This window comes from Flavobacterium sp. LAR06 (assembly GCF_041946075.1).
Classification (GTDB): domain Bacteria; phylum Bacteroidota; class Bacteroidia; order Flavobacteriales; family Flavobacteriaceae; genus Flavobacterium.
Map to the genome: position 1 here is coordinate 88,059 of NZ_JAUTYT010000002.1, position 23,593 is coordinate 111,651.

The 23,593-nt window shown below is 34.3% G+C and carries 21 protein-coding genes; 9 read left to right on the forward strand and 12 right to left on the reverse strand.

Annotated elements, in window-relative coordinates; all coding sequences use genetic code 11:
* Positions 1-5: 5 nt before the first annotated feature.
* Both Q7C23_RS03625 and Q7C23_RS03630 read right to left on the reverse strand, forming a co-directional pair.
* Entirely contained in the window at positions 6-761 is a 756-nt protein-coding gene (locus tag Q7C23_RS03625; RefSeq protein WP_375031216.1) for a hypothetical protein, read from the reverse strand.
* 66 nt (positions 762-827) lie between these two features.
* Positions 828-1,556: a hypothetical protein gene (locus tag Q7C23_RS03630; RefSeq protein ID WP_375031217.1), complete on the reverse strand. Its 729-nt coding sequence runs from the start codon at positions 1,554-1,556 to the stop codon at positions 828-830.
* 344 nt (positions 1,557-1,900) lie between these two features.
* Between Q7C23_RS03630 and lysS the strand changes: the two genes are divergently transcribed.
* Positions 1,901-3,604: a lysine--tRNA ligase gene (lysS, locus tag Q7C23_RS03635; RefSeq protein WP_375031218.1), complete on the forward strand. Its 1,704-nt coding sequence runs from the start codon at positions 1,901-1,903 to the stop codon at positions 3,602-3,604.
* A gap of 72 nt (positions 3,605-3,676) precedes the next feature.
* Here lysS and Q7C23_RS03640 read toward each other — a convergent pair whose 3' ends face one another.
* Positions 3,677-4,279 (reverse strand): hypothetical protein, encoded by a 603-nt coding sequence (locus tag Q7C23_RS03640; RefSeq protein ID WP_375031220.1) that lies wholly within the window; start codon positions 4,277-4,279, stop codon positions 3,677-3,679.
* A gap of 34 nt (positions 4,280-4,313) precedes the next feature.
* Positions 4,314-5,339: a 2-hydroxyacid dehydrogenase gene (locus Q7C23_RS03645; protein ID WP_375031221.1), complete on the reverse strand. Its 1,026-nt coding sequence runs from the start codon at positions 5,337-5,339 to the stop codon at positions 4,314-4,316.
* Positions 5,340-5,531: 192 nt separating this feature from the next.
* On the opposite strand from Q7C23_RS03645, the gene Q7C23_RS03650 reads away from it, so the two are divergent.
* Complete coding sequence (locus tag Q7C23_RS03650; RefSeq protein WP_375031222.1) at positions 5,532-5,981, forward strand: hypothetical protein; 450 nt, start codon at positions 5,532-5,534, stop codon at positions 5,979-5,981.
* Positions 5,982-6,034: 53 nt separating this feature from the next.
* Here the strand turns inward: Q7C23_RS03650 and Q7C23_RS03655 are convergent, their stop codons facing one another.
* The 6 genes from Q7C23_RS03655 to Q7C23_RS03680 all read right to left on the reverse strand — a co-directional run bounded on the left by Q7C23_RS03655 (position 6,035) and on the right by Q7C23_RS03680 (position 12,418).
* Complete coding sequence (locus Q7C23_RS03655) at positions 6,035-8,509, reverse strand: zinc-dependent metalloprotease (RefSeq protein ID WP_375031223.1); 2,475 nt, start codon at positions 8,507-8,509, stop codon at positions 6,035-6,037.
* A gap of 157 nt (positions 8,510-8,666) precedes the next feature.
* Entirely contained in the window at positions 8,667-9,953 is a 1,287-nt protein-coding gene (hemL, locus tag Q7C23_RS03660) for a glutamate-1-semialdehyde 2,1-aminomutase (RefSeq protein ID WP_375031225.1), read from the reverse strand.
* A 43-nt stretch (positions 9,954-9,996) separates the two neighbouring features.
* The gene (locus Q7C23_RS03665) at positions 9,997-10,248 is read right to left on the reverse strand and encodes a hypothetical protein (RefSeq protein ID WP_375031226.1); all 252 of its coding nucleotides are present in this window, start codon (positions 10,246-10,248) and stop codon (positions 9,997-9,999) included.
* Positions 10,249-10,282: 34 nt separating this feature from the next.
* The gene (locus Q7C23_RS03670; protein WP_375031227.1) at positions 10,283-11,185 is read right to left on the reverse strand and encodes a glucosaminidase domain-containing protein; all 903 of its coding nucleotides are present in this window, start codon (positions 11,183-11,185) and stop codon (positions 10,283-10,285) included.
* Positions 11,178-12,074: a 1-aminocyclopropane-1-carboxylate deaminase/D-cysteine desulfhydrase gene (locus tag Q7C23_RS03675; protein ID WP_375031228.1), complete on the reverse strand. Its 897-nt coding sequence runs from the start codon at positions 12,072-12,074 to the stop codon at positions 11,178-11,180. The genes Q7C23_RS03670 and Q7C23_RS03675 overlap by 8 nt, the downstream gene beginning before the upstream one ends.
* An 8-nt stretch (positions 12,075-12,082) precedes the next feature.
* Positions 12,083-12,418: a hypothetical protein gene (locus Q7C23_RS03680; RefSeq protein ID WP_375031229.1), complete on the reverse strand. Its 336-nt coding sequence runs from the start codon at positions 12,416-12,418 to the stop codon at positions 12,083-12,085.
* Between the two features lie 114 nt (positions 12,419-12,532).
* Between Q7C23_RS03680 and Q7C23_RS03685 the strand changes: the two genes are divergently transcribed.
* The 4 genes from Q7C23_RS03685 to ilvA all read left to right on the forward strand — a co-directional run bounded on the left by Q7C23_RS03685 (position 12,533) and on the right by ilvA (position 16,967).
* Positions 12,533-12,718: a DUF5522 domain-containing protein gene (locus Q7C23_RS03685; RefSeq protein ID WP_072975116.1), complete on the forward strand. Its 186-nt coding sequence runs from the start codon at positions 12,533-12,535 to the stop codon at positions 12,716-12,718.
* Positions 12,719-12,976: 258 nt separating this feature from the next.
* A complete protein-coding gene (locus Q7C23_RS03690; protein WP_375031230.1) occupies positions 12,977-14,953 on the forward strand; it encodes a urocanate hydratase in 1,977 nt (658 codons plus the stop codon).
* Positions 14,954-15,004: 51 nt separating this feature from the next.
* Positions 15,005-15,544, forward strand: coding sequence for a DUF4136 domain-containing protein (locus tag Q7C23_RS03695; RefSeq protein WP_375031231.1), 540 nt, complete (start codon positions 15,005-15,007; stop codon positions 15,542-15,544).
* A gap of 178 nt (positions 15,545-15,722) precedes the next feature.
* Entirely contained in the window at positions 15,723-16,967 is a 1,245-nt protein-coding gene (gene ilvA / locus Q7C23_RS03700) for a threonine ammonia-lyase IlvA (RefSeq protein WP_375031232.1), read from the forward strand.
* 84 nt (positions 16,968-17,051) lie between these two features.
* On the opposite strand, the gene Q7C23_RS03705 is transcribed toward ilvA, so the two are convergent.
* Positions 17,052-19,460, reverse strand: a complete 2,409-nt coding sequence (locus Q7C23_RS03705; RefSeq protein ID WP_375031233.1) for an RICIN domain-containing protein — start codon at positions 19,458-19,460, stop codon at positions 17,052-17,054.
* A gap of 387 nt (positions 19,461-19,847) precedes the next feature.
* On the opposite strand from Q7C23_RS03705, the gene Q7C23_RS03710 reads away from it, so the two are divergent.
* The 3 genes from Q7C23_RS03710 to Q7C23_RS03720 all read left to right on the forward strand — a co-directional run bounded on the left by Q7C23_RS03710 (position 19,848) and on the right by Q7C23_RS03720 (position 22,809).
* Complete coding sequence (locus Q7C23_RS03710; protein ID WP_375031234.1) at positions 19,848-20,234, forward strand: group III truncated hemoglobin; 387 nt, start codon at positions 19,848-19,850, stop codon at positions 20,232-20,234.
* A 61-nt stretch (positions 20,235-20,295) separates the two neighbouring features.
* Entirely contained in the window at positions 20,296-20,736 is a 441-nt protein-coding gene (locus Q7C23_RS03715; RefSeq protein WP_375031235.1) for a hypothetical protein, read from the forward strand.
* A 315-nt stretch (positions 20,737-21,051) separates the two neighbouring features.
* A complete protein-coding gene (locus Q7C23_RS03720) occupies positions 21,052-22,809 on the forward strand; it encodes an aromatic amino acid hydroxylase (RefSeq protein WP_375031236.1) in 1,758 nt (585 codons plus the stop codon).
* A gap of 136 nt (positions 22,810-22,945) precedes the next feature.
* On the opposite strand, the gene Q7C23_RS03725 is transcribed toward Q7C23_RS03720, so the two are convergent.
* Positions 22,946-23,581 carry a DUF4230 domain-containing protein gene (locus Q7C23_RS03725; protein ID WP_375031237.1) on the reverse strand — a complete coding sequence of 212 codons (636 nt, stop codon included), beginning with the start codon at positions 23,579-23,581 and terminating at the stop codon, positions 22,946-22,948.
* Positions 23,582-23,593: the final 12 nt, after the last annotated feature.

Genomic DNA, 23,593 nt, shown 5'->3' on the forward strand with positions numbered 1-23,593 from the left:
TTTAATTATTTTTCAAACTCCACATCAAAGTTTAGTTTGTCAGGATTCTCCATATAATCCGTGAAAGGGTATTGAATTGTAATTGTTTTTCTATCCTCGCTAAACAATGCAGTTGGATTTGAAACCTTTTTTACACGTTTAGGAAAATGATATTTAATAACATAGTTAGACGAAGCAAACATCATTTTTGACATATCTGCTGTTGAATCAGCAGGTTTCTCAGCAAGTTTCTGCTTGTCTATGATTGCTTTACGCGTAAATTTCTTTCCGTCATAAGTATAACTTAGCTTGCTTTTATTGTCTCCCAAACCAGCAAATGGCGTTGAAGGAGCAGTACCGCCCTCCAGTTTTTGAAGTGTACTCATCGATTGCAATATGTCTTGTAAGTCACTAACACTTTTAAAATCGGTAGCGATGTTCATTAAGAATTTTTTTTCCTCTCCGTTCATTTTTACATTGAAAACAAAATTCTCTAATTTTTTAATTTCTTTCTGCGCTTCCGGAGATAATTTTGAAATACTATCTTGTTTATCAGCAATTAATTGCTTGAATGTAAAAGTGGAGTCGATATTTTTTTTAGCATCAGCTCCCATTTGATTTCCTAGTTGATCACCTGCCATTTCCATCAAAGCAGAACCATCCATATCTACAGAATATTTTCCGGTTCCATTGTCATTAATGTACATATTCTCAGTAAAAGTGCAGCTTGTAAATGTTGCCACTAAAAAAGAAAAACTAAGTAATTTATATAATTTCATCATGGTTAATTTTTTATCAAAGATACGAAGTCTATTTCAAAATGTTTAATTGTGGAATTGTTTAATCGTTTAATTGCTGCTTGGCTCTAAAACCACTTCTAAATTCGTCGTTTCAGGATTTTGTAAACAATCTGAAAGTTGAAATTCTAAGGTAAATGCTTTTTTATCGGGACTGAGAATGGCTTTCTCATTTGAAACTGATTTTATTTTTCCCGGAAAATGATATTTTAAGGTGTAGGATTGTACTAGTTTATATTTAGCGTACGTTTTTTTTCTTTCTTCAAGCATTTTTTTATTCTTTTCAAACTCTTGCTGATCAACAATAACTAAGTTTCTTTTGAAAACAGATCCGTCGAAAGTATATTTTATTTTAAAAAATTCTTTTGAAACCGGATAATTCTCTTTTAAAGAATTTGCCAGACTAAGACTTTCATACACATTGGGCAGTTCTTCTATTTTTTTAAAGTCGGAAGAAATTACATTAAAATTTTCCATTTGAATGGGATCCAGCTTTACATGCATTTTGACATTAGCATGTTCCTGAAACAGTTCCTGGTCTGATTTATTAAATTTCACAAACGTTGAAGCATACTTTGTGATGTAATCCTGAAAAACAAATAGTGTATCTGTAAATTTTTCCGAGCCTGAAAGAGGACGACCTAATTGCATATAACTGTTTTCATCTCGTAATTGAAAAACTTCAATGCTTCCGCTTCCGTCCGGATTGATTTTTATGGTTTCGGTAATTTGGCAACTTGAAACTAAAAGTAAGAGTAGAAAGGCTTTTAAGATTTTCATTTTTTGAAAGGTTCTGAGGTTCTGAGTTGCTAAGATACTGAGGTTTTTCTTTAATTTCTTACAGAAATTAAATTTCATCGTTTTGTTTGTCATTCCTCGTTCCTTGGAATGACAATGATTGCGTAAAGACTCCAACTCAAACGTCTTTTGAAAACCAAAACTTCTAATCTAGCCCCGATGGGAGGGAAAATCTTTTTTGTTTTTTCTGCAAAAAAGATACAAGTGAATAGCGGGACTGAACGTGATTGAAATACGATAATTTTCTGCTTCAAAAAATCTAAAACCTTCATTCTGAAATCTACATTCTTTTCTTTATCTTTGCACACTTAAAAAAAGAGCACAAAATGGCATTATCAGAACAAGAAATCATTAGAAGAGAAAAACTTCAAAACTTACGCAACTTAGGAATCAATCCTTATCCGGCTAATCTTTTTCCAGTAAATCATACTTCAAAGCAAGTGAAGGAATCGTTTGAAGAAGGTAAGAAGGTGATCGTTGCGGGACGTTTGATGAGTGTTCGTGATCAGGGAAAGGCTTGTTTTGCTGAATTGCAGGATAGCGAAGGACGTTTGCAATTGTACGTGAATCGTGACGTTTTGTGTGAAGGTGATGATAAAACATTATACAATACGGTTTTTAAAAAATTAACTGATTTAGGTGATTTTATTGGTATTGAAGGAGAATTGTTTACTACAAAAGTGGGTGCGCAATGTATTCGTGTTGACGGATTTACTTTTTTGAGTAAAACATTACGTCCGCTTCCTTTGCCAAAAACAGATGAAGATGGAAACGTTCACGATGCGTTTAATGATCCTGAATTGCGCTACAGAATGCGTTATGTTGATTTAACAGTGAATCAGCATGTTAAAGATACTTTTGTAAAACGTACAAAGTTGTTTAGCGCTATGCGTGGTTATTTTAACGATGCCGGATATCTTGAGGTTGAAACTCCGGTTTTACAGCCAATTCCGGGTGGTGCTGCGGCGCGTCCGTTTACTACGCACCATAATTCGCTTGATATTCCGCTTTACATGCGTATTGCAAACGAATTGTATTTAAAAAGATTAATTGTTGGTGGTTTTGAAGGTGTTTATGAGTTCTCTAAAAACTTTAGAAATGAAGGAATGGACAGAACGCATAATCCTGAATTTACCGCTATGGAAATATATGTAGCCTACAAAGACTACAACTGGATGATGGAATTTGCTGAAGGTTTACTTGAGCACTGTGCAATGGCTGTAAACGGAACTAGCGAAGTTACTTTTGGCGAGCACAAAATCAATTTTAAAGCACCTTACGCCCGTGTTACTATGACGGATTCTATCAAACATTTTACTGGTTTTGATATTTCTGGAAAAAGCGAAGACGAATTGTTTGAAGCTGCAAGAGGAATGGGAATCGACGTTGACAAAACAATGGGTAAAGGAAAATTGATTGATGAGATTTTTGGAGCTAAATGTGAAGGAAACTATATCCAACCAACTTTCATTACGGATTATCCTAAAGAAATGTCACCTTTATGTAAAGAACACCGCGATAATCCTGAACTTACAGAGCGTTTTGAATTGATGGTTTGTGGTAAAGAAATCGCAAATGCTTATTCTGAATTGAATGACCCTATTGATCAGCGTGAGCGTTTTGAAGACCAAATGCGTTTGTCTGAAAAAGGTGATGATGAAGCTAACGGAATTATTGATGAAGATTTCTTAAGAGCTTTAGAATACGGTATGCCTCCAACATCTGGAATGGGAATTGGAATGGATCGTTTGATTATGTATTTAACAAATAATGCATCGATTCAGGAAGTTTTATTGTTCCCGCAAATGCGTCCGGAGAAAAAACAAGCTCAAATTGAATTGTCGGATGAAGAGAAATTTATCGTAGATCTATTAAAAGGAAATGAAAATAAAATGGATCTTCAGCAATTAAAAATTACTGCGAATTTAAGTGGTAAAAAATGGGATGCTTCTATGAAAAACTTATCTAAACATGGTTTAACTAAGGTTGCTGTTGAAGGTGAGTTTAAGATGGTTGAATTGGTGGGATAGTTTTTTAAATCTTACTTTATTATAAATATAGCCCGGCAGGTTTTAAAACCTGCCGGGTTTTTTATTTTATAACTAAAACGAATACTTCTCCAATTTCTTAGCATAAATATCCAAAATAACGGGAGATGCTGCAGGAATATCTCCTTTCCATTTTTCCTGAACGGATGGATTTAAAGGATATTTTCCGTTTTTCATTTTTAGCGAATGCAAGGTATTACCGCTTTTAAAAATTAAATCCTTAAAATTCTCTGAGGAAGTTGTCCCAATAAAAATTGGAAAATCAGTTACTGTAAACTTATTGATAACGCTTCCATCATTATTTAAAATATAACCTGAACAGCCACCGCTTCCGCAAAAATACGGATTAGAGAAACCCACAAAATATTCATCTTTTTTGTCATTATTTAAGTCGAAGGCATCATAATAAAAAAAGCGTTGATCTTTTGTCATCACTGGCAAATCTTTTTTCAGCACTACCAAAAGCTGTTCTCTGATTAATTCTATCACTTTATCATTTTTAGCAGTGACTTTACTCAAATTGGCTGTACCTCCCAATGTTTTTGACAAGGTATCCTGAACAATGGTTTTAATGATATTTTTTGACGCTGGTTTTTCTTTGTTTTGACAAGAAAACAGAACCAAGGCTATAAATGCAACTAAAATTTTCGTTTTCATAATTTTCTATTTTTAAATTCTTAAGATTTGCTTTTTAAACCAATAAAGCTGCCTTGTTTTCGATATCCTTTTGAGTTACTAATGCTTTGATATTATTAAAAGTAACCAAAGCAATTTGCGTTAAAGCTTCGTTGGTAAAGAAAGCCTGATGCGCCGTAACCAAAACATTTGGAAAACTCATCAGTCTTTGAATTGCATCGTCCTGAATAATATCTGCAGATAAATCCCTGAAAAACAGTTTTTCTTCCTGTTCGTAAACATCAATTCCTAAATAACCTATTTTACCTTCTTTTAAACCTTCAATAACGCAGGCCGTTTCGATTAATCCACCACGACTTGTGTTGATGATCATGACGCTGTCTTTCATTTCATCGATAGACTTTTTATTGATTACATGCTTTGTTTGTTCATTCAACGGACAATGCAACGAAATAATATCGCTCGATTTAAAAATGGTTTCTAAGGATACGAATTCAACTCCGTCTTTTTCCATTTCAGAATTCGTTACAATATCATAGGCCAGAACTTTGCAGCCAAAACCCAAAGCAATTTTAGCAAAAGCTTTTCCGATATTTCCGGTTCCGATGATTCCGATTGTTTTTCCGAATAAATCAAAACCTAACAATCCGTTTAGAGAGAAATTTTGCTCCCGAACTCTATTGTAAGCTTTATGCGTTTTTCTGTTTAATGTCAAAATCATTGCCATGGCATGCTCTGCAACGGCCTGTGGAGAATATGCCGGAACGCGACAAACTTTTAGATTGTATTTTTTTGCCGCTTCTATATCGACATTATTAAAACCGGCACAACGCAAAGCAATAATTTTCACGTTCTTTTCTGCCAATTGTTTAATGACGGCTTCATTGACAATATCATTCACAAAAACACAAACGATTGATGTATTTTCGATTAAAATTACCGTTTGCGGATTCAATTGCGTTTCAAAGAAATCCAACTCAAAACCAAAATCTGCATTGTATTTGTTAAAGAAAGTTTTATCGTAAAGCTGGGTTGAAAAAAAGGCAATTTTATTATTGTTTGATGATGATTCTAAATTCATAATAAATTCTTATAGGTTCTTAACTCGTTGATACCTTAAAAATACGCAATTAATTCTATAATCTTTACCCGAATAGAAACGTTTTAATGAATTAGGTTTCAATTTGTTAAATAAAATACAAATATGACAATCAAATTAAACCTATTGAATTACACAAAGTCTAAACCATATAACAATTAAAAAACTTACATCATGAAAAAATTATTTATTGCAGCTTTGTTATTCGTTGGAGTAGCAAGTTTTGCACAAGACACGGATAGTAATCCAACTCAGGATCATAAAGATCATAAAGAAAGAATGACTCCTGAACAGCGTAATGAGAAGCAATTGAAAAAACTAACAACTGAATTAAGTTTAGATGCTAATCAACAGGCTCAGGTAAAACAATTATTAGCCGACAGAAGTGCAAAAGCTGAAAAATTCAGAGAAGCACGTCAAGCGAAAAAAGATAGCAATGTAAAACCTACAACCGCAGAAAGAGAAGCCTTTAAAAAAGAAATGATGGCTGAAAAAGACGCTAACGACGCTAAAATGAAAGCTATTTTGAATGCAGACCAATATACAAAATGGAAAGCTATTCAGGCAGAAAACAAAGAAAAGGCTAGAGAAAAAATGAAAGAATACAGAAAAGAAAAAATCTAACTTTTTGTCCCAAAACAAAAAAAGAGGCTTTAAAGCCTCTTTTTTGTTTCTATCTATTTAATTGGATTCAATAATAAATCAATTCGTTTAATACAATCTTCATAATGGTATTTTGTTTCTGTATTTACACCCAAAGCTTTTGCTGCTGTAAGCGATTTTTTCAGAACATTTAATTCTCCGCGCACTAAAGCTCTTAAATCAGATTGAGAAACATTATAATATATTATTGATCTGTCTGTTGGCTTAATTTCTTCTGTCATTAAAAAAGCCATTCTGTCGATGTAAGCTCTTTGCAGATTTCGACGGTAAATAGTCACATTTGCTGCCGTATTAACCTCTTTCCAGATTCCCTTTCTTGTATCCTTAAACAAATCCAGTGCTTTGTACGTGTCAGCACCCAGAATTTCATTATCCATTAATCTTCCAATTCGGCCAAAACTCAATAAGTTATTTAAATGCCTTACCTGAATATTTCTAAATGTTTCTGTATAACCTGCAAAATTGGTGTTTTTTAAAGTATTGATATTCACAATCCAGGTTGGAGAAGCAAATGCATTTACCTGAAGCCAATTCATCGCTTCAATTTGTTTTGCTTTTGGAACGACCTCATAAACATTTCCTACCTGATTTGGATTTTTAGTATTTTCATAAACTCCACCAACATTAGTAACGACATGCCCTACATAACGGCTCCAGACATCTAACATTTCTTTGTACAATTCATCTAAATCTCCATAATCATTCGTTACATTGCTCGTCCATTCACTTAAATGATTAGCAACATACTCCAGATTTTTCAGACCGTATGTACTGGCTTTCATCGAATTATTTCCAATATCTTCTGTTTGAGAAGAAGGATCAAAAGCGCTGCTTTGTTTTCCAAATTTATAAATCGGATTTCCGGCTTTATCTAAAATCCATTTGTCTAAAGTTGCTTTTTCATCCTGTGGCAATTTAGTATTGGGAATCACCCTATATCCCCAATTCAAAGCATAATGGTCATAGGCCCCCATTTTACGAATAAAACGAATATTTTGATCTCCAGGCTGTGCAATATAATTGTAGCGTGCATAATCCATTATGCTGGCTGCAATACCGTTTTCTTGTGTAAAAGCACCATTTCTGTAACTTTCACAGTCATAAGAAGAACTGGCGCCCATATTATGAGGAAAACCTAATGCGTGCCCAACTTCGTGAGCAATTACCATGCGCATCATCTCTCCCATTTCTTCATCGCTGGTTTGCAAAGTTCTTGCTTTTGGATTTGCAGCTCCGGTTTCTAATAAATAACGGTTTCTGTACGAACGCAAATGATTGTGATACCAAATAACATCACTTTCGATAATTTCTCCAGTACGTGGATCTGAAACACTTGGTCCAACTGCATTTCGTGTTGTACTCGCTACATAACGAATTACAGAATATCGAATATCTTCCGGGCTAAAATCAGGATCTTCATCTTTTGTTGGTGCGTCTTTTGCAATAATGGCATTTTTAAATCCGGCCGATTCAAAAGGTTTTTGCCATTCTTCGATTCCCTGCTTGATGTATTTTCTCAATTTTTCAGGTGTAGCAGGATCTAAATAATAAACGATTGGTTTTATTGGTTCAACCAATTCTCCTCTTGCATAAGCTTCGGGATCTTTTGGTTCTAATCTCCAACGACGAATATATGTTTTAAGATCTGACTTTAATTCGTTGCTTCCATAGTCGTACTGACTTACGGTGAACCAACCCACACGCGGATCTGCTAATCTTGGTTTCATTGGCACTTCTGGCAATAAAATCATTGATTGATTCATCTGAATACTAATCGATTCACTTTCTTCTAACATTGACGGTTTTGAAGCATTGTAAGTCATATCCTGAATCACTTCGATGTTCATCGGAAAACTTTTAATCGTATTGATGAAACTTCTCGAATCTTCTAGTCCTTTTACCTTATAGGTTTCACGCATTTCTGCGGATATTCCGCTGATTGCCTTTACATCTGTGCTGTAAAATTTGGTCACATCGATAACTGTATTTGCAGAATCTTTACTGAAAGCTACAATGTCGAAAGCAAATAAGGTAGGATCATAATTGTTTGATTTTACCGAAATGCTAATCGGTAAGGTATCATTGGCAACCGCATTATAGGATTTAGATTTGATGAGAATTTTATCCTGAAAACGTTGCCAAACAATCAATTGTTCGTTTGTTTCTGAACCAGCGTTGACATAACCTCCGCCTAAATTAGATGGCAGTTTTGACAATCTGCTTACTAACAACATGTCTTTGTTTAAATATTTGTTCGGAATCTCGAAGTAATACTTTTTATCCACTTTATGAACTGTAAAAAGTCCTTCGTCAGAAACAGCATCTTTGGTAATTACTTTGCTGTATTCTTTAATTGTTGACTCTGATTTTTTTTCTAGTGGAGGAGTTATTGCTTCCTCTTTTTTGGATTTCTTTTTAGACTGGGCAAATTGGTTATTAGGAAATAGCATTAAAACTGCTATAGTAGATAAAATGAAAAATTTCTTCATTTATTTTGGGTTTAATGGTTATTTGTTAAACAAAAATAATTTTTGATTACAATAATCCAAGAAAACAGGTACTTATTAACTTTTTATTAACTACTAAAAAAGGCTCAACTTTTTTTAGTAGTTAAGCCTTTAATTTAAATATCTGTTGATTTAAAAACTAAAATGTTTTTGATACTTTGTCAATCGCATTAATTGTAAAATCTAAATCTTCATAAGTTAATGCATCGGTAATAAACCAGGTTTCATATGCAGATGGCGCAATATAAACACCTTCGTTTAACAATCCGTGAAAGAACTTTTTAAACGTTTCGTTATCTCCTTTTGCAGCTGTTTGAAAATCAACAACCGGATTTTCATCAAAGTGTACAGAAATCATAGAACCTACTCTATTGATGGTAAAAACAACATTATTTGCTTTTAATACTTTATCAATTCCTGCTTCTAAATAAGCTGTTTTTTCTTCTAAACGGGTAAAAATAGCACGATCATTATCCAAAGATTGCAGCATTGCTAATCCGGCAGCCATTGCTAATGGGTTTCCAGATAATGTTCCTGCCTGATAAACCGGACCAAGAGGTGCTAAATAATTCATGATTTCAGCACGTGCAGCAAAAGCGCCAACTGGCAATCCACCACCAATTACTTTTCCGAAAGTTACGATATCAGCATCAACATTAAACAATTCCTGAACTCCACCGCGAGCTAAACGGAAACCTGTCATTACCTCATCAAAAATTAATAAGATTCCGTTTGCTGTACACAAATCTCTTAATCCTTGCAAAAACCCTTTTTGAGGTGGAATACAGCCCATATTTCCGGCAACCGGTTCAATAATAATAGCGGCAATTTCGTTTTTATTAGCTTCGATTAAAGTTTTTACATTCTCTAAATCATTGTATTTTGCTAACAAAGTATCTTTTGCAGTTCCTTCTGTAACGCCGGGACTGTTTGGCGAACCAAAAGTTACGGCTCCACTTCCTGCCTGAATCAAAAAGGAATCAGAATGCCCGTGATAACAACCTGCAAATTTGATGATTTTATCTCTTTTTGTAAATCCGCGAGCCAAACGAATTGCACTCATACAAGCTTCCGTACCTGAATTTACGAATCTGATTTTATCGATATTCGGAACCATCGAAACTGCCAAAGCAGCGATTTCAGTTTCCAATTCTGTTGGCATTCCAAATGAAGTTCCCAATTTTGCTTTTTCAATCACAGCATCAACAACTGGCTGATAGGCGTGACCCAAAACCATTGGCCCCCATGAATTGATATAATCAATTAATTTATTCCCATCTTCGTCATACAAATAAGCACCTTTGGCACTTTTTACAAAAATTGGAGTTCCTCCTACTGCTTTAAAAGCACGAACTGGTGAATTTACTCCTCCCGGAATTACTTTTTCTGCTTCAGCAAAAAGCTGACTACTTCTTTTATAGATCATTATTTTTAGATTATTAGATCTTTAGACTTCTTAGATTTTTAGATTACAAACTAAGACCGCGATCTTTTATATATTCATTAAAGTATTTTTGTTCTATTTGATTTTCTTTTGAAAGTTCTTCAATTTTTATGTCTGACATTCCCAAAGGAGAATAAAATGTCCATTTCCAAGTTGGGCGATGTTTTATAAAAAAATGCCTTTCTCCAAATTCATCATGTATGTAAATTCCGCAAAAAAATCTTATTGTGAAAACAATGGCAAAAATAAAAATTCCAATAGCGATTATCTTCTTCATAAATCACTCATAACTTATATTTAAAAAATCATAACTACTTAACCTTCAACTTTTGTCCAATCGAAAGCGCATTATCTGAAAGATTATTTTTCTGTTTTAGGTCATCAACCATGACGTTGAATTTCTTCGAAATCGAATATAGTGTATCTCCCTTTTGAACTTCATATAAATTAGGATCATTTGAGTTCATATTTATCTTTGGATCCGATGCCACATCATACGATGGTTTTCTTGTTGGAGCTGATTTATTAATTGCAACATACGTTTTTCCCGTAATCTGACAATCATATTGATGCAGATTATAACGCTCAATATAACTGATTAATTTATCCGGATAATTAGGATCTGTGGCATAACCGCAAGCTCTTAGACCTTTTGCCCAGGCTTTATAATCGTCTTTTTCGTAAGTGAATAAAGATGCATATCTATTTTTACCGACTAAAAACAAAGCATGATCACGATACGATTCTGAAGCTTCTCTGTATTTTCTAAAACATTCCTGAGCCGAATCATCGTCATGACGAACGCTTTCGCCCAACCAATCTTTATGGCATTTTATTCCGAAATGATTATTGGCTGATAAGGCTAAATCTCCTTTTCCTGCTCCAGATTCCAAAATTCCCTGCGCCAGAATAATACTTGCCGGAATACCATATTTCTGCATATTGCCCATTGCAATATCTTTGTATTGCAAAACATAATCGTTGATTGAAGTGCTGGTAACGGTAGTTTTTGAAGTCGACTGAATAACTTCCGTCGTATTATTTGTAGAAGGGTAATTTTTACCGATTGGCTTAACAGGTGTTTGCTTTTTAGTTGTCACCGTTCGCGGCCTCTGAACTGCTGCTTGCTTTTTGGTTGTTGCAATAGCCGGTTTGCTCGATGAACAGCTTGCCAGAACTGCAACTATAAAGAACAATAGGATCTTTTTAATCATTGTTTTTGAGTATTGGTAATTTTTTCTGCTTCAATTTGATATTCATTCCATCAATTCCCTGTAATCCGCCGGTGTGAATGAGTAAAATTTTTGAATCTGCAGGGAAATAATTTTTGTTGATTAAATCTATAACGCCAAAAACCATCTTTCCTGTATAAATTGGATCTAAGGGCACGTTGTTCTCGTCAAAAAACGCATTAATAAATTCGATTAATTCTAAATTTATCTTGCCATAACCTCCAAAATGATAGTCAGAAATTAAATTCCAGTTATCTTTTTTTGCAAAAATACGAATTTCATCGTTTAAAAAGTCACCTTTTAGTGCCGGAAACCCTAAAATTTTCTGATTTGGCAATGCACTATTAATTAAACCAGAAATCGTGCCACCCGTTCCAACTGCGCAACACATATAATTAAAAACAGCATCTTCCGCGGTCAAAATCTCTTCACAGCCTTTTACAGCGAGTTCATTAGTTCCGCCTTCGGGCACTAAATAAAAGTCTCCAAATTGCTCTTTTAGCTTTTCTAAAAAGTAACTTTCACTTTTATTTCTATACTCTTCTCTTGAAACAAATTCAAATTTCATTTCATTTTCCTGAGCAAATTTCAAGGTTGGATTTTCATCGATTTTATCAAAAAGTTCATCACCTCTAATAATTCCGATAGTTTTAAAACCCTGTTCTTTTCCTGCATACGCGACAGCTGCAATATGATTGGAAAAAGCACCTCCAAAAGTCAAGATCGTTTCTTTATTTTCGGCTTTCGCCTGAAGTAAATTGTATTTGAGTTTTCTGAATTTATTCCCGGAAACAAGCGGATGAATCAGGTCTTCACGTTTGATAGTTAACGAGATTTTATTTGGAAAATTGATATGAATTTGTTGGTTCAAAATCGGTTTTATTTTAATGTGATGTATTTTAGAAATTGAAAGAAAGATCTATTTTTGAGATAATTGCCATCCCTTTCATTTGAATAAGCTTCTCTTTCAAAACTAATATTTCTATATGCTAAATCCTTGTTTTTATATTGAACCAACCGAATCAGATACTCCAAAAAATACCAGAGAAAAAAAGGCAGAATCAGCATTTCTAATTGTTGTCTTAGATGTATTTTTTCATGGTTGACAAAAGTCCCGTTTGTCTTATCAAAACCATATTTAACCACAACAAACGGAAATACAGCCATTCCGCGATATCCTTTCGGAATTAAATATTTAGCAACAATCAGAAACATTGGCTGTAAAATTTATAAATTTGTAGCTATAAAAATGTTCTATTTCATTAAAATAACAATCAAATAATTATTTTTGATTTTTGAAGAAATAAAACATGTACCCAAAGCAGATTTATGAAAGAGCAAAGTAATGAAAATAAATTAATCGAAGGCGAAGATTTTTACTATACGCCGGAAGGTTATAAATGCTTTACTGAAAAACACCATTTAAAACGTGGTTACTGCTGTAAAAGTGGTTGTCGCCATTGTCCGTATGGGTTTGATAAAGGAACTGGTCAAATAAGAAAGAAAACTAATTAGAAAAATGTGTCAATTTGAAAATTCTAATGTGTCAATTTGAAAATGTGTCAATTTGAAAATTCAAAAAATCTGAAATCAACAATCTTAACTCTAAAATTATAGATGGATATTCGCTCACGAAAATTTAGGATTAAAATCCACAAATCCTATCACAGGTCGGATATTCGTTATCCTTAGTTCATTTTTTCAATAGAAAATTAATCGGTTGCTATGAAAACCTTAGCAACTTAGAATCTTAGCAACTTAGCACCTTTAAAAATGACTTTCAAAGAACAAATACAACAAGGAATTCCCTCTATATTGCCTCCAAAGGCAACAGACGATTTAGCGATTAATCATGCGCCAAAACGAAAAGAAATTCTTTCGGCTGAAGAAAAAAAACTGGCTTTAAAAAACGCATTGCGTTATTTTGAGCCTCAGCATCACGCCGAATTAATTACCGAATTCTCAGAAGAATTAGAAAAATACGGCCGTATTTATATGTACCGTTTGCGTCCTGATTATAGAATGTATGCAAGACCAATTGATGAATATCCCGGAAAATCATTGCAGGCTAAAGCAATTATGCACATGATTCAGAACAATCTGGATTATGCAGTAGCACAACATCCGCATGAACTGATTACTTATGGTGGAAATGGAGCAGTTTTTCAGAACTGGGCACAATATTTATTGACGATGCAATATTTGTCTGAAATGACAGACGAGCAGACTTTAACAATGTATTCCGGACATCCGATGGGATTATTCCCTTCGCATTCGGAAGCACCGAGAGTCGTAGTTACAAATGGAATGGTGATCCCGAATTACTCAAAACCGGACGATTGGGAAAAAATGAATGCTTTGGGCGTTTCGCAATACGGTCAAATGACAGCGGGAAGTTATATGTACATTGGTCCGCAAGGAATTGTACATGGAACTACGATCACAGTTTTGAACGGTTTCAGAAAAATAAAACTAAATCCTGAAGGTAATTTATTTGTGACTTCCGGATTGGGAGGAATGTCGGGTGCTCAACCAAAAGCAGGAAATATTGCAGGCTGTATTACGGTCTGCGCCGAAGTAAATCCGAAGATTACCAAAATCCGTCATGAACAAGGCTGGATTAATGAAATCGTAACTTCGACTGAAGAATTGGTTAAGAGGGTTAATTCGGCGAAAGCCAATAAAGAAGTAGTTTCAATTGCTTATTTAGGAAATGTGGTTGACGTTTGGGAATGTTTCGATAAAGAAAACATCAAAATTGATTTAGGTTCTGATCAGACTTCGCTTCATAATCCTTGGGCTGGAGGCTATTATCCGGTTGGAATTTCATTTGAAGAAGCAAATGAAATGATGGCTAATAATCCGGAGTTATTCAAAGAAAAAGTACAGGAATCTTTACGCAGACAAGCGAAAGCAATTAATAAACATACTGCAAAAGGAACGTATTTCTTCGATTACGGAAATGCCTTTTTATTAGAAGCTTCACGCGCTGGTGCAGATGTAATGGCCGAAAATAATATCGATTTTAAATATCCGAGTTATGTTCAGGATATTATGGGACCAATGTGTTTTGATTATGGTTTCGGACCTTTCCGATGGGTTTGTACTTCTGGAAAACCGGAAGATTTACAAAAAACTGATACTATCGCAAGTCAGGTTTTAGAAGAAATGGCAAAAACCGCTCCAAATGAAATTCAGCAGCAAATGCAGGATAACATCAAATGGATCAAAGGTGCGCAGGAAAATAAATTGGTTGTGGGTTCTCAGGCAAGAATTCTTTATGCAGATGCCGAAGGAAGAATTAAAATTGCCGAAGCATTTAACCAGGCCATTGCAAAAGGCGAAATTGGAACTGTTGTTTTAGGGCGTGATCATCATGATGTTTCAGGAACAGATTCTCCTTACAGAGAAACTTCAAATATTTATGACGGATCTCGTTTTACAGCAGATATGGCGATTCAAAATGTAATTGGTGACAGCTTTAGAGGCGCGACTTGGGTCTCGATTCATAATGGCGGAGGAGTTGGCTGGGGAGAGGTTATAAACGGCGGATTTGGTATGGTTCTTGATGGTTCTAAAGAAGCTTCAAAACGTTTAGCATCAATGCTTTTCTGGGATGTTAACAACGGAATTTCAAGACGAAGCTGGGCCCGAAATGACGAAGCAATTTTTGCCATAAAAAGAGCGATGAAAGTTCAGCCTTTACTAAAAATAACTTTGCCTAATATAGTTGACGAAACTCTATTTTAGTTTAAAGTTTTCTTATTTAACTCAAAATGAGAACATTAAATCTTTAAATATATGAAAACATTCAAATTAGTACCCGTTTTTCTGCTTTTAATACTACTAGCCTCTTGCAGCAGTGTAAGTGTTTATTCTGATTATGATAAAAACGTAGATTTTGCGCCTTATAAAACATATGCTTTCTTTAAGCCTGGAATTGACAAGGTCGAAATTTCTGATTTGGATAAAAGAAGAATTCTACATGCCATAGATACCGAAATGCAAGCCAAAGGTTTTACTAAAAGCGAAAACCCTGATTTATTAGTAAACATTTTTACTAAATCGAGAGAACAAGTAAGCGTAAACCAATTTAGCGCTGGTTGGGGCTATGGTTGGGGTTGGGGATGGAATCCTTATATGATGTATGGAGGTCAAACTACCGTTTCAACTTCTACAGAAGGAACTTTATTCATCGACCTGATTGATGCTAAAAAGAAAGAAATGATCTGGCAAGGTGAAGGTGTTGCAACTTTAACTAAAAACGTTGATAAAAAAGACGCAAAAGTGGCTGAGATCGTAAACAAAGTTTTAGCACAATATCCGCCGGTTAAAAAATAATTAATACATTTGTTTTTCAAAGAACAAAAAATGACAAACTTAAATAACACTATTATTATCGCGATTAACATTATTGTAATTGAGCAATAATGCGAGGTGTTATATAAATTAAGTAAACAAAATACAATTTATTAAACCTCCCAAACCGGGAGGTTTTATATTTATTAAAACAAAAATTATGGATCTATTTAACGAAGTACTTGCTGCCAAAAAACAGCTTGAAAATGTAGTTGCCGCTACTCCACTTACACAAAATTTAAACCTTTCAGACGAATTTAAATCGACTATTTTATTAAAAAGAGAAGATTTACAAATTGTCCGGTCGTATAAAATTAGAGGAGCTTACAACAAAATTTCTTCGTTGAATGAAACTGAAAAAGCAACAGGAATTGTGTGCGCCAGCGCCGGAAATCATGCTCAGGGCGTTGCTTATTCTTGTCATCTTCTACAGATACAAGGCAAAATTTACATGCCAAAAACGACTCCAAAACAAAAAGTAAAACAAGTACAATTGTTCGGAAAATCATTTGTCGAAATTGTTCTTACCGGGGATACTTTTGATGATGCTTATGCTTCTGCTACAGCCGATGCCATTAAAAATCACAAAATATTCATTCATCCATTTGATGATGAAAAAGTTATTGCTGGCCAGGGGACCGTTGGTTTAGAAATTCTCGACAGTTATAAAGAGCCAATCGATTATGTTTTTGTTCCGATTGGCGGCGGCGGATTGGCTTCTGGTTTATCTGAAGTTTTTAAACATTTAAGTCCAAATACTAAGATTATTGGTGTTGAGCCAAAAGGCGCTCCTTCGATGAAAACTTCGATTGAAGAAAACAAAAATACGGCGCTAAAAACCATAGACAAATTTGTTGACGGAGCTGCTGTAAAACAAGTTGGGGATATGACTTTTGAAATCTGTAAGGAAAATTTAGAGGATATAATTCTGGTTCCAGAAGGAAAAGTCTGCACCACAATTCTACGTTTGTACAACGAAGAAGCGATGGTTGTAGAACCAGCCGGAGCATTGACAATTGCCGCTTTAGACTTCTATAAAGATAAAATTAACGGCAAAACCGTTGTTTGCGTTGTTAGCGGAAGCAACAATGATATCGAAAGAACCGCCGAAATAAAAGAACGTTCTTTGCTTTATGAAGGTTTGATGCATTATTTTATGATTCAGTTTCCACAGCGTCCAGGAGCCTTAAAAGAATTCGTAAATAACATTTTAGGTCCAGATGATGATATCACTTATTTCCAATTTCATAAAAAAAATAATCGCGAAGTAGGATCTGTAGTGGTTGGTTTGGAATTAAAAAACAAAAAAGACATTATGAATATTAAATTAAATATGACTAAAAATGGTTTTGAATTTCAATATTTAAATGACAATCAGGATTTATTTACCCAATTAATTGGATAAGAAATAAAATAAAAGGCTGTCTAAAAATCCATACAGCCTTTTAAAATCAAATATAAAATTACTAATTGAATCCTAAATTTGTAATTATTGCGTCAACACTTTTTTAGAATAAGATCCTTTATTGTCAGTCACTCTCACTACATAAACACCTTTTGGCAATCTCGGAATTTCAACTTCAGATTGATTTCCGTCAAGAGTTACAATTTTCTTTAAAACACTTTGGCCGCTAATAGCAAATATTTCAATATCAGCATTACCTCTATGATTGCTGTCTATTTTTAAATAATCATTTGTTGAATTAATAAAAACTGTCATATCATTTTGACTTTCTTCTTCTGTAGGAGCTATTGCTAAGGCTTTTTTTCCTGTTGTAGATTCAACCTGAACAAACTGCCATTGCTGGTTTAATCCACCTGTATAGGTCCAAACCTGAATGTTTGCCCCATTTGCAGTCGAAACATTTTCAACATCCAATGATTTCCCACTATTCACATTGATAATTTTATAGTAACCTCCTCCCAGACTTGTAACGGTCCATTTAAATTCGTTAGATGCTGAAAATATCTTTTGCTGTACTTTTAATCCATCTCCTGTGCCGTTATTTTCAACAGCCAAATACATTCCCGTTGATTTTACAATAATGTAAAAATTACCACCTCCATCTGAAACAAATTTCCAACGCTGATTACTCCCCCCTCCGCTTGTAATATCCCATTGCTGAATGCGTCCGCCACTTGAAGTCGAATTGTCTGCAACATCTAATCCTTTATTACTATTTCTGGAAATGATGTTGTAATAACCCGGAAAAGATGATGATGAAGCCGTAACTGTTATTGCACTTGTTGCTGTTTTTGATCCATCAACCGTCGTTACTGTTATTGTTGCTGTTCCTTGTGCTACTGCTGTAACCAATCCGCTTGAATTAACTGTTGCCACTGCAGTATTACTTGAACTCCAGTTTACATTTTTGTTTGTCGCATTACTTGGAGAAACCGTTGCTGTTAATTGCGTTGTTGATCCAGCCGAAATGGAAGCCGAAGTTGGACTAACGCTCACACTTGTTACTGCAACCGGACTAGCTGTTGCCCAATTAAAAGTAACTGCTGATGAAGCCGGAACCGAATAATTAAATGCTGATGATCCTGAAACAACTTTGATTGTATTCGCTGATCCACCAGAATTGTACACCAAAAGAGCAATCGATCCGTCAGGGTTTTTAAATCCCGTAGAAAGAATAGTCCCACTAGTACTTGAAGAAGAAACTCTTAAAGCACCAGGTTTTACAAATTTCGAAATCTGGCCAATAATATAATATGCCACATTTTTAGTATAACTTGTACTATTGTTAACCGTCACTGCACCCAAACAAGTTGTACATCCACCAGGAGTACGTGGCCCTAAACTTGGGTTATTAGCTGCATTCCATTCTAATACTGTTTTTGCCCAATTATTTGTGCTGCCAATAACAACGTTTTGCATGTGCCAGCCAAAATCTCCGCTGAAACTTCCTCCCGATCCTGTATATTGTTCTGTAAAATAAACGTTTTTATTTGTCGCATTTCGTACGGTTGACATAGCTGAAATATTCCCCAAATACAAGTGAAATGCCGCACCATCAACATAACTGCTATTATTTAAAACATCAATAGGATAAGCTGTATTGTCACAATTATGATCAAAAGCTATAATTTTAATTCCACCATATCCGGCTGCTGCCATTTGCGGGCCAAGTTGGTTATTGATAAAGTTTTTTTGCTCTGTTGAATTCATCAACATACTTGGTTCGTTGTTCGGATTTTCCGGTTCGTTTTGAGGTGTGATTCCCCAAATCGAAATTCCTTGTGCCACCATAGCATCAAAATATTTTACAAAATACTTGGCGTAAGCTGCATAATATTGTGTTTGCAAACTTCCGCCAACCCATGAATTATTAGTTTTCATCCAACGCGGAGCTGACCATGGAGTCGCTAATATTTTAATGTTTGGATTAATAAGTTGTATCTTTTTGATAATCGGAATTAAATAGGTCAAATCAGGCCCGCTAAGGCTGAAATTATTCATATTTGTATCTCCTGAAGTTTCATTGTAACTATAAGAAGAACTGCTTAAATCTGAAGCTCCAATACTAATACGAACGACACTTGCATTTAAACCCGTTGTAGGATTATATAAGTCGTTTAATAACTGGTTTTGCTGAGTTGCAGCCATACCGCTGATTACTTCACAACTTCCTTCAGTTAGTGTGTAACCAAAGCCATCCATAGTTTGATAAGTCGTCCCGGCATTAATCGTAACAGTAGAAGGATTAGTTCCTGAATTGGTTCCGAAACTGACAGTTGATTGTTGTTGCAGTAATTTGGTTTGATCTCCACTAGTTATCCATGGAGTAACAGTCTGTGCTTTTGCCGTTGTAATAAACAGCATTATTATAAGGACTTGCGTCATTATAATTAAATTGGTTCTTTTTGTAGGTTTTTGGGTAGTTTTACGCATGGTTTTTAAGTTTTTAAAAATTAAATTTTTCTTATTTTTTAAGATTAATTTTATTAATATCAAACAATATTATGTTAAATTTAGTTAATTTGATAAATTATAAACTTTACAAATACACATCAAACATAAAAAATACCTTTACAAAAACTTATCTACTATTTTTTCAAGTTATTGATTTTTAATCTATTACAATAATAAAAAGAAACAAAAATCTTACTTTCAAAATTGTACTTTTTCAACTTTTTGAAAATCAATAAATTACTTATTTACTTTTTCTTACAAAAGCTTTAAATTTTCTAACAAAATTATAGATGAGACAAATGACAAATATCATTCAATGGAGATAAAGTTAAATCGTATTTTTGTACTTCATTTTATATAGAGAACATGGAAACACTTAAAGATATTTCTAACATTGAAGACATACAATTAATGGTTAACAGTTTTTATGACAAGGTTAGACAAGACGATCTTCTTGGGCCAATTTTTAATGATAAGCTACAAGACCGCTGGCCTATGCATCTACAAAAAATGTATGGCTTTTGGCAGACTATATTATTTGATGTTCGTGCTTATTCCGGCACTCCTTTTCCTCCGCATAAACAATTACCTGTAGATAAAACGCATTTTGATCGTTGGGTTTTTCTTTTTAATTCTTCAATTGATGGGCTTTTTGCAGGAACGATTACGGAAGAAGCAAAAATGAGGGCCGAAAACATGGCGTATATGTTCAATCATAAAATTGATTATTTTAGAAATTTAGAAAATCAATAAAAATTAATTCTATTGGTATTTCTAAATAACTAAATTTGGCGGGAACAATTTTTAATAAAACATGAAAAAAGCAATACTATCTCTTCTATTTTTTCTCTCTATCATTATTGCTGCAAATGCTCAAACTTCTAAAAGCAATTTATACAAAGGCACAATTGATGGAAAAATAGCCGTTACTTTTTTTATTAAGACAGAAGAAAACCCCTGCACAGCCGATTTAATGTATACTGCCATGTACCGCTACGACAAATCCGGCAGTTGGACTCAATTGGACATTACCCAAAATACCAAAAACGAGAATCAGTTTGCATTAGTGGAACATGGTTTTACTGGCGTTATGATTTTGAAAAAAGACGAAACTAATTTTACTGGTTTATGGATAAGTTCTGACAGCAAAAAACAATTGAAAATAGAACTGAAAGAAGCCAAAATGACTAAAAAAGAAACAGACTCTTATGAAGCCAAAATGGAAAAAGTTAATTATGAAAATAATGATTGCTAGAAAATTATTATTTCTATAATTTAAAAAACAATTTTTGAAAACGAGTCACCTAGCCCTGATGGGAGGGAAAATCCTTTTGTGATGGGGTTCACCCCAAATGATTACTTCACTTTATATTTATTCTAATCGGAGTTCAGTGAATTTCGTTTGGAAGGACAGCAGGAAATAGCTTCTGAAAAACCACATACATCTCAAAATAAAATATCTATCAAAACTTCAATAAAAAACACTTTCGAACAAAAAAATTGTGATGAATAGCAAAAATTAGCGCCTTAAATTCGTAATTTTACATTCTAAATCTACAACGTTTTCGAAATGAATCCAAATATTGAGACAAACCCGTTATTAGAGCGATTGCCGAAACATTTAAAGCAATTTATTAAGCCACAGGATTATAGCGATTATACGCCAATTAATCAGGCGGTTTGGCGTTATGTGATGCGCAAAAACGTAGATTATTTATCAAAAGTGGCCCATCATTCTTATTTGGATGGTTTGAAGAAAACGGGAATCGAAGTTGATTCGGTTCCAAGCATGTACGGAATGAACCGAATTCTGACTGAAATTGGCTGGGCGGCGGTTGCTGTTGATGGTTTTATTCCGCCAAATGCTTTTATGGAATTCCAAGCTTATAACGTTTTGGTTATTGCTTCAGACATCAGACAATTAGAACATATTGAATATACACCTGCACCCGATATTATTCACGAAGGTGCCGGCCACGCTCCTATTATTGCAAATCCTGAATATGCAGAATATTTGAGACGTTTTGGAGAAATTGGTTGTAAAGCGATTTCATCTCACAAAGATTATCAGATGTACGAAGCGATTCGTTTGCTTTCGATTTTGAAAGAAGCAGAAGATACGCCTCAGGAAAAAATTGATGAAGCAGAAAAAGCAGTTGCCGATTTGCAAAACAATATGGGCGAATTATCAGAAATGGCTCAGATTCGTAACCTACATTGGTGGACAGTAGAATATGGTTTAATTGGAACAATTGAAGATCCAAAAATTTACGGTGCGGGCTTACTTTCTTCTATCGGAGAAAGCGCCTGGTGTATGACCGATAACGTAAAGAAAATCCCTTATGATATTTCGGCTGCGAATCAAAATTTTGATATTACGCAGTTACAACCTCAACTTTATGTAACACCAAATTTTTCTTATTTAAGTTTGATTTTAGAAGAATTTGCAAATAAAATGGCATTAAGAACGGGAGGCCTTTCCGGAATTCAGAAATTAATTCATTCGAATGCTTTAGGGACTATTGAATTAAGTACAGGTTTACAAATTTCTGGTGTTTTTACCAATGTTCTGGAAGAAGAAGGAAAACCAGTTTACATTCAGACTACTGGAAAAACAGCTTTATCATATCGTGAAAAAGAATTAGTGGGTCACGGAACTTTGACACATCCACACGGATTTGGTAGTCCAATTGGGAAATTAAAAGGTTTCAATTTGGCGATCGAAGATATGAGCCCGAAGGATTTACAGGCTTATAGTATCGTAGAAAACGAAACCGTAAAACTAGAATTTGAAGGCAATATTATTGTTGAAGGAGAAATCATTACAGGCTCCCGAAACTTACATGGAGAAATTATTTTAATTAGTTTCAGAAATTGTACCGTCACCCATGGCGAAACGATTTTGTTCCAGCCTGATTGGGGAAATTATGATATGGCTATTGGTAAAAAAGTAGTTTCTGCTTTTTCCGGCCCAGCCGATGTGAACAGTTTTGACCTGATTAATATTGTTCCGACTTCTCAAACGATAAAAGCAAAACATACAGACGAACGTGATGATTTAGAAGTTCTTTATCAAACTGTTCGTTCTATAAGAGAAAATAAAGATTCAAAATCTGAGCTACAATCTGTTTTTGAAAAACTAAAAAATAGTCATTCAAACGATTGGTTGCTTTCTGTTGAAATTGCAGAGCTTTTGAAGGATTCTGATGAAAAGCAATTATTACAAGAAGTACTGGTTTATCTGGATCAATTGAAAGAAAAACGTCCTGAAGTGGCACATTTGATTTCAGGCGGACTGGATTTGATTTTCGATAAAGAAGCCGTTTAGGGAATTGCCGCGAAGGCACTAAAAACACAAAGTTTTTTTATCTGGTTTATGCAGATTTAATCTCGCGAAGTCGCAAAGTATATTATTTTAAGTAAAAGACTTTGCGAGTCTGCGACTTCGCGAGATTCTTTTTTCTTTACAACTTTGAATTCAAATCCTGATTAAATTCTTTTTCAGATTCAATCGTTTTTCCATTGTATTGCAATTTCCAACCCATGGAGTTTGTCAAAATCAAAATCTTCGATAATTCGCTTATTAATCGGTTTTGAGCGTTTGTTTTTAGAGATGAGTTTTCAATTTTATTAGCCAGATTCGCTTTTACCGATTTATTGATTTTATTGTAATCCTCTCCCGTAAACGGATTCAGCTGGCTTTGCTCTACATCATAAAACTTAATATCGGGATTGATGGTAATCTCTTCTTTTGGAATATTTAAAATCGTGATGGTTTTGTTTTTTTCGTCGATGTCGTATTTCATTTTATGGAGATCATAGGCAACCGTAACATTTGCATTGACAACAACTAGTGCTTTCTTCTCAAAAGAAACCATATCCAGAAAATATTTCTGCTGATTTTTATACGTAATCACTTCAGAGAAATGCCCTTCGGTAACAACCAATTTACCGACATTTAGAATTTGTTGTTGAATTAAATTGGTATTGTATTCAATATCCTTATCATCATCTTTTTTAAATTGGCAAAATTTGAAAGCCAAAATGATTAAGAAAACGACTGAAGCTAAAACTAAAATTCTTTTGAGTGTATTTTGCATTACTTTATTTTA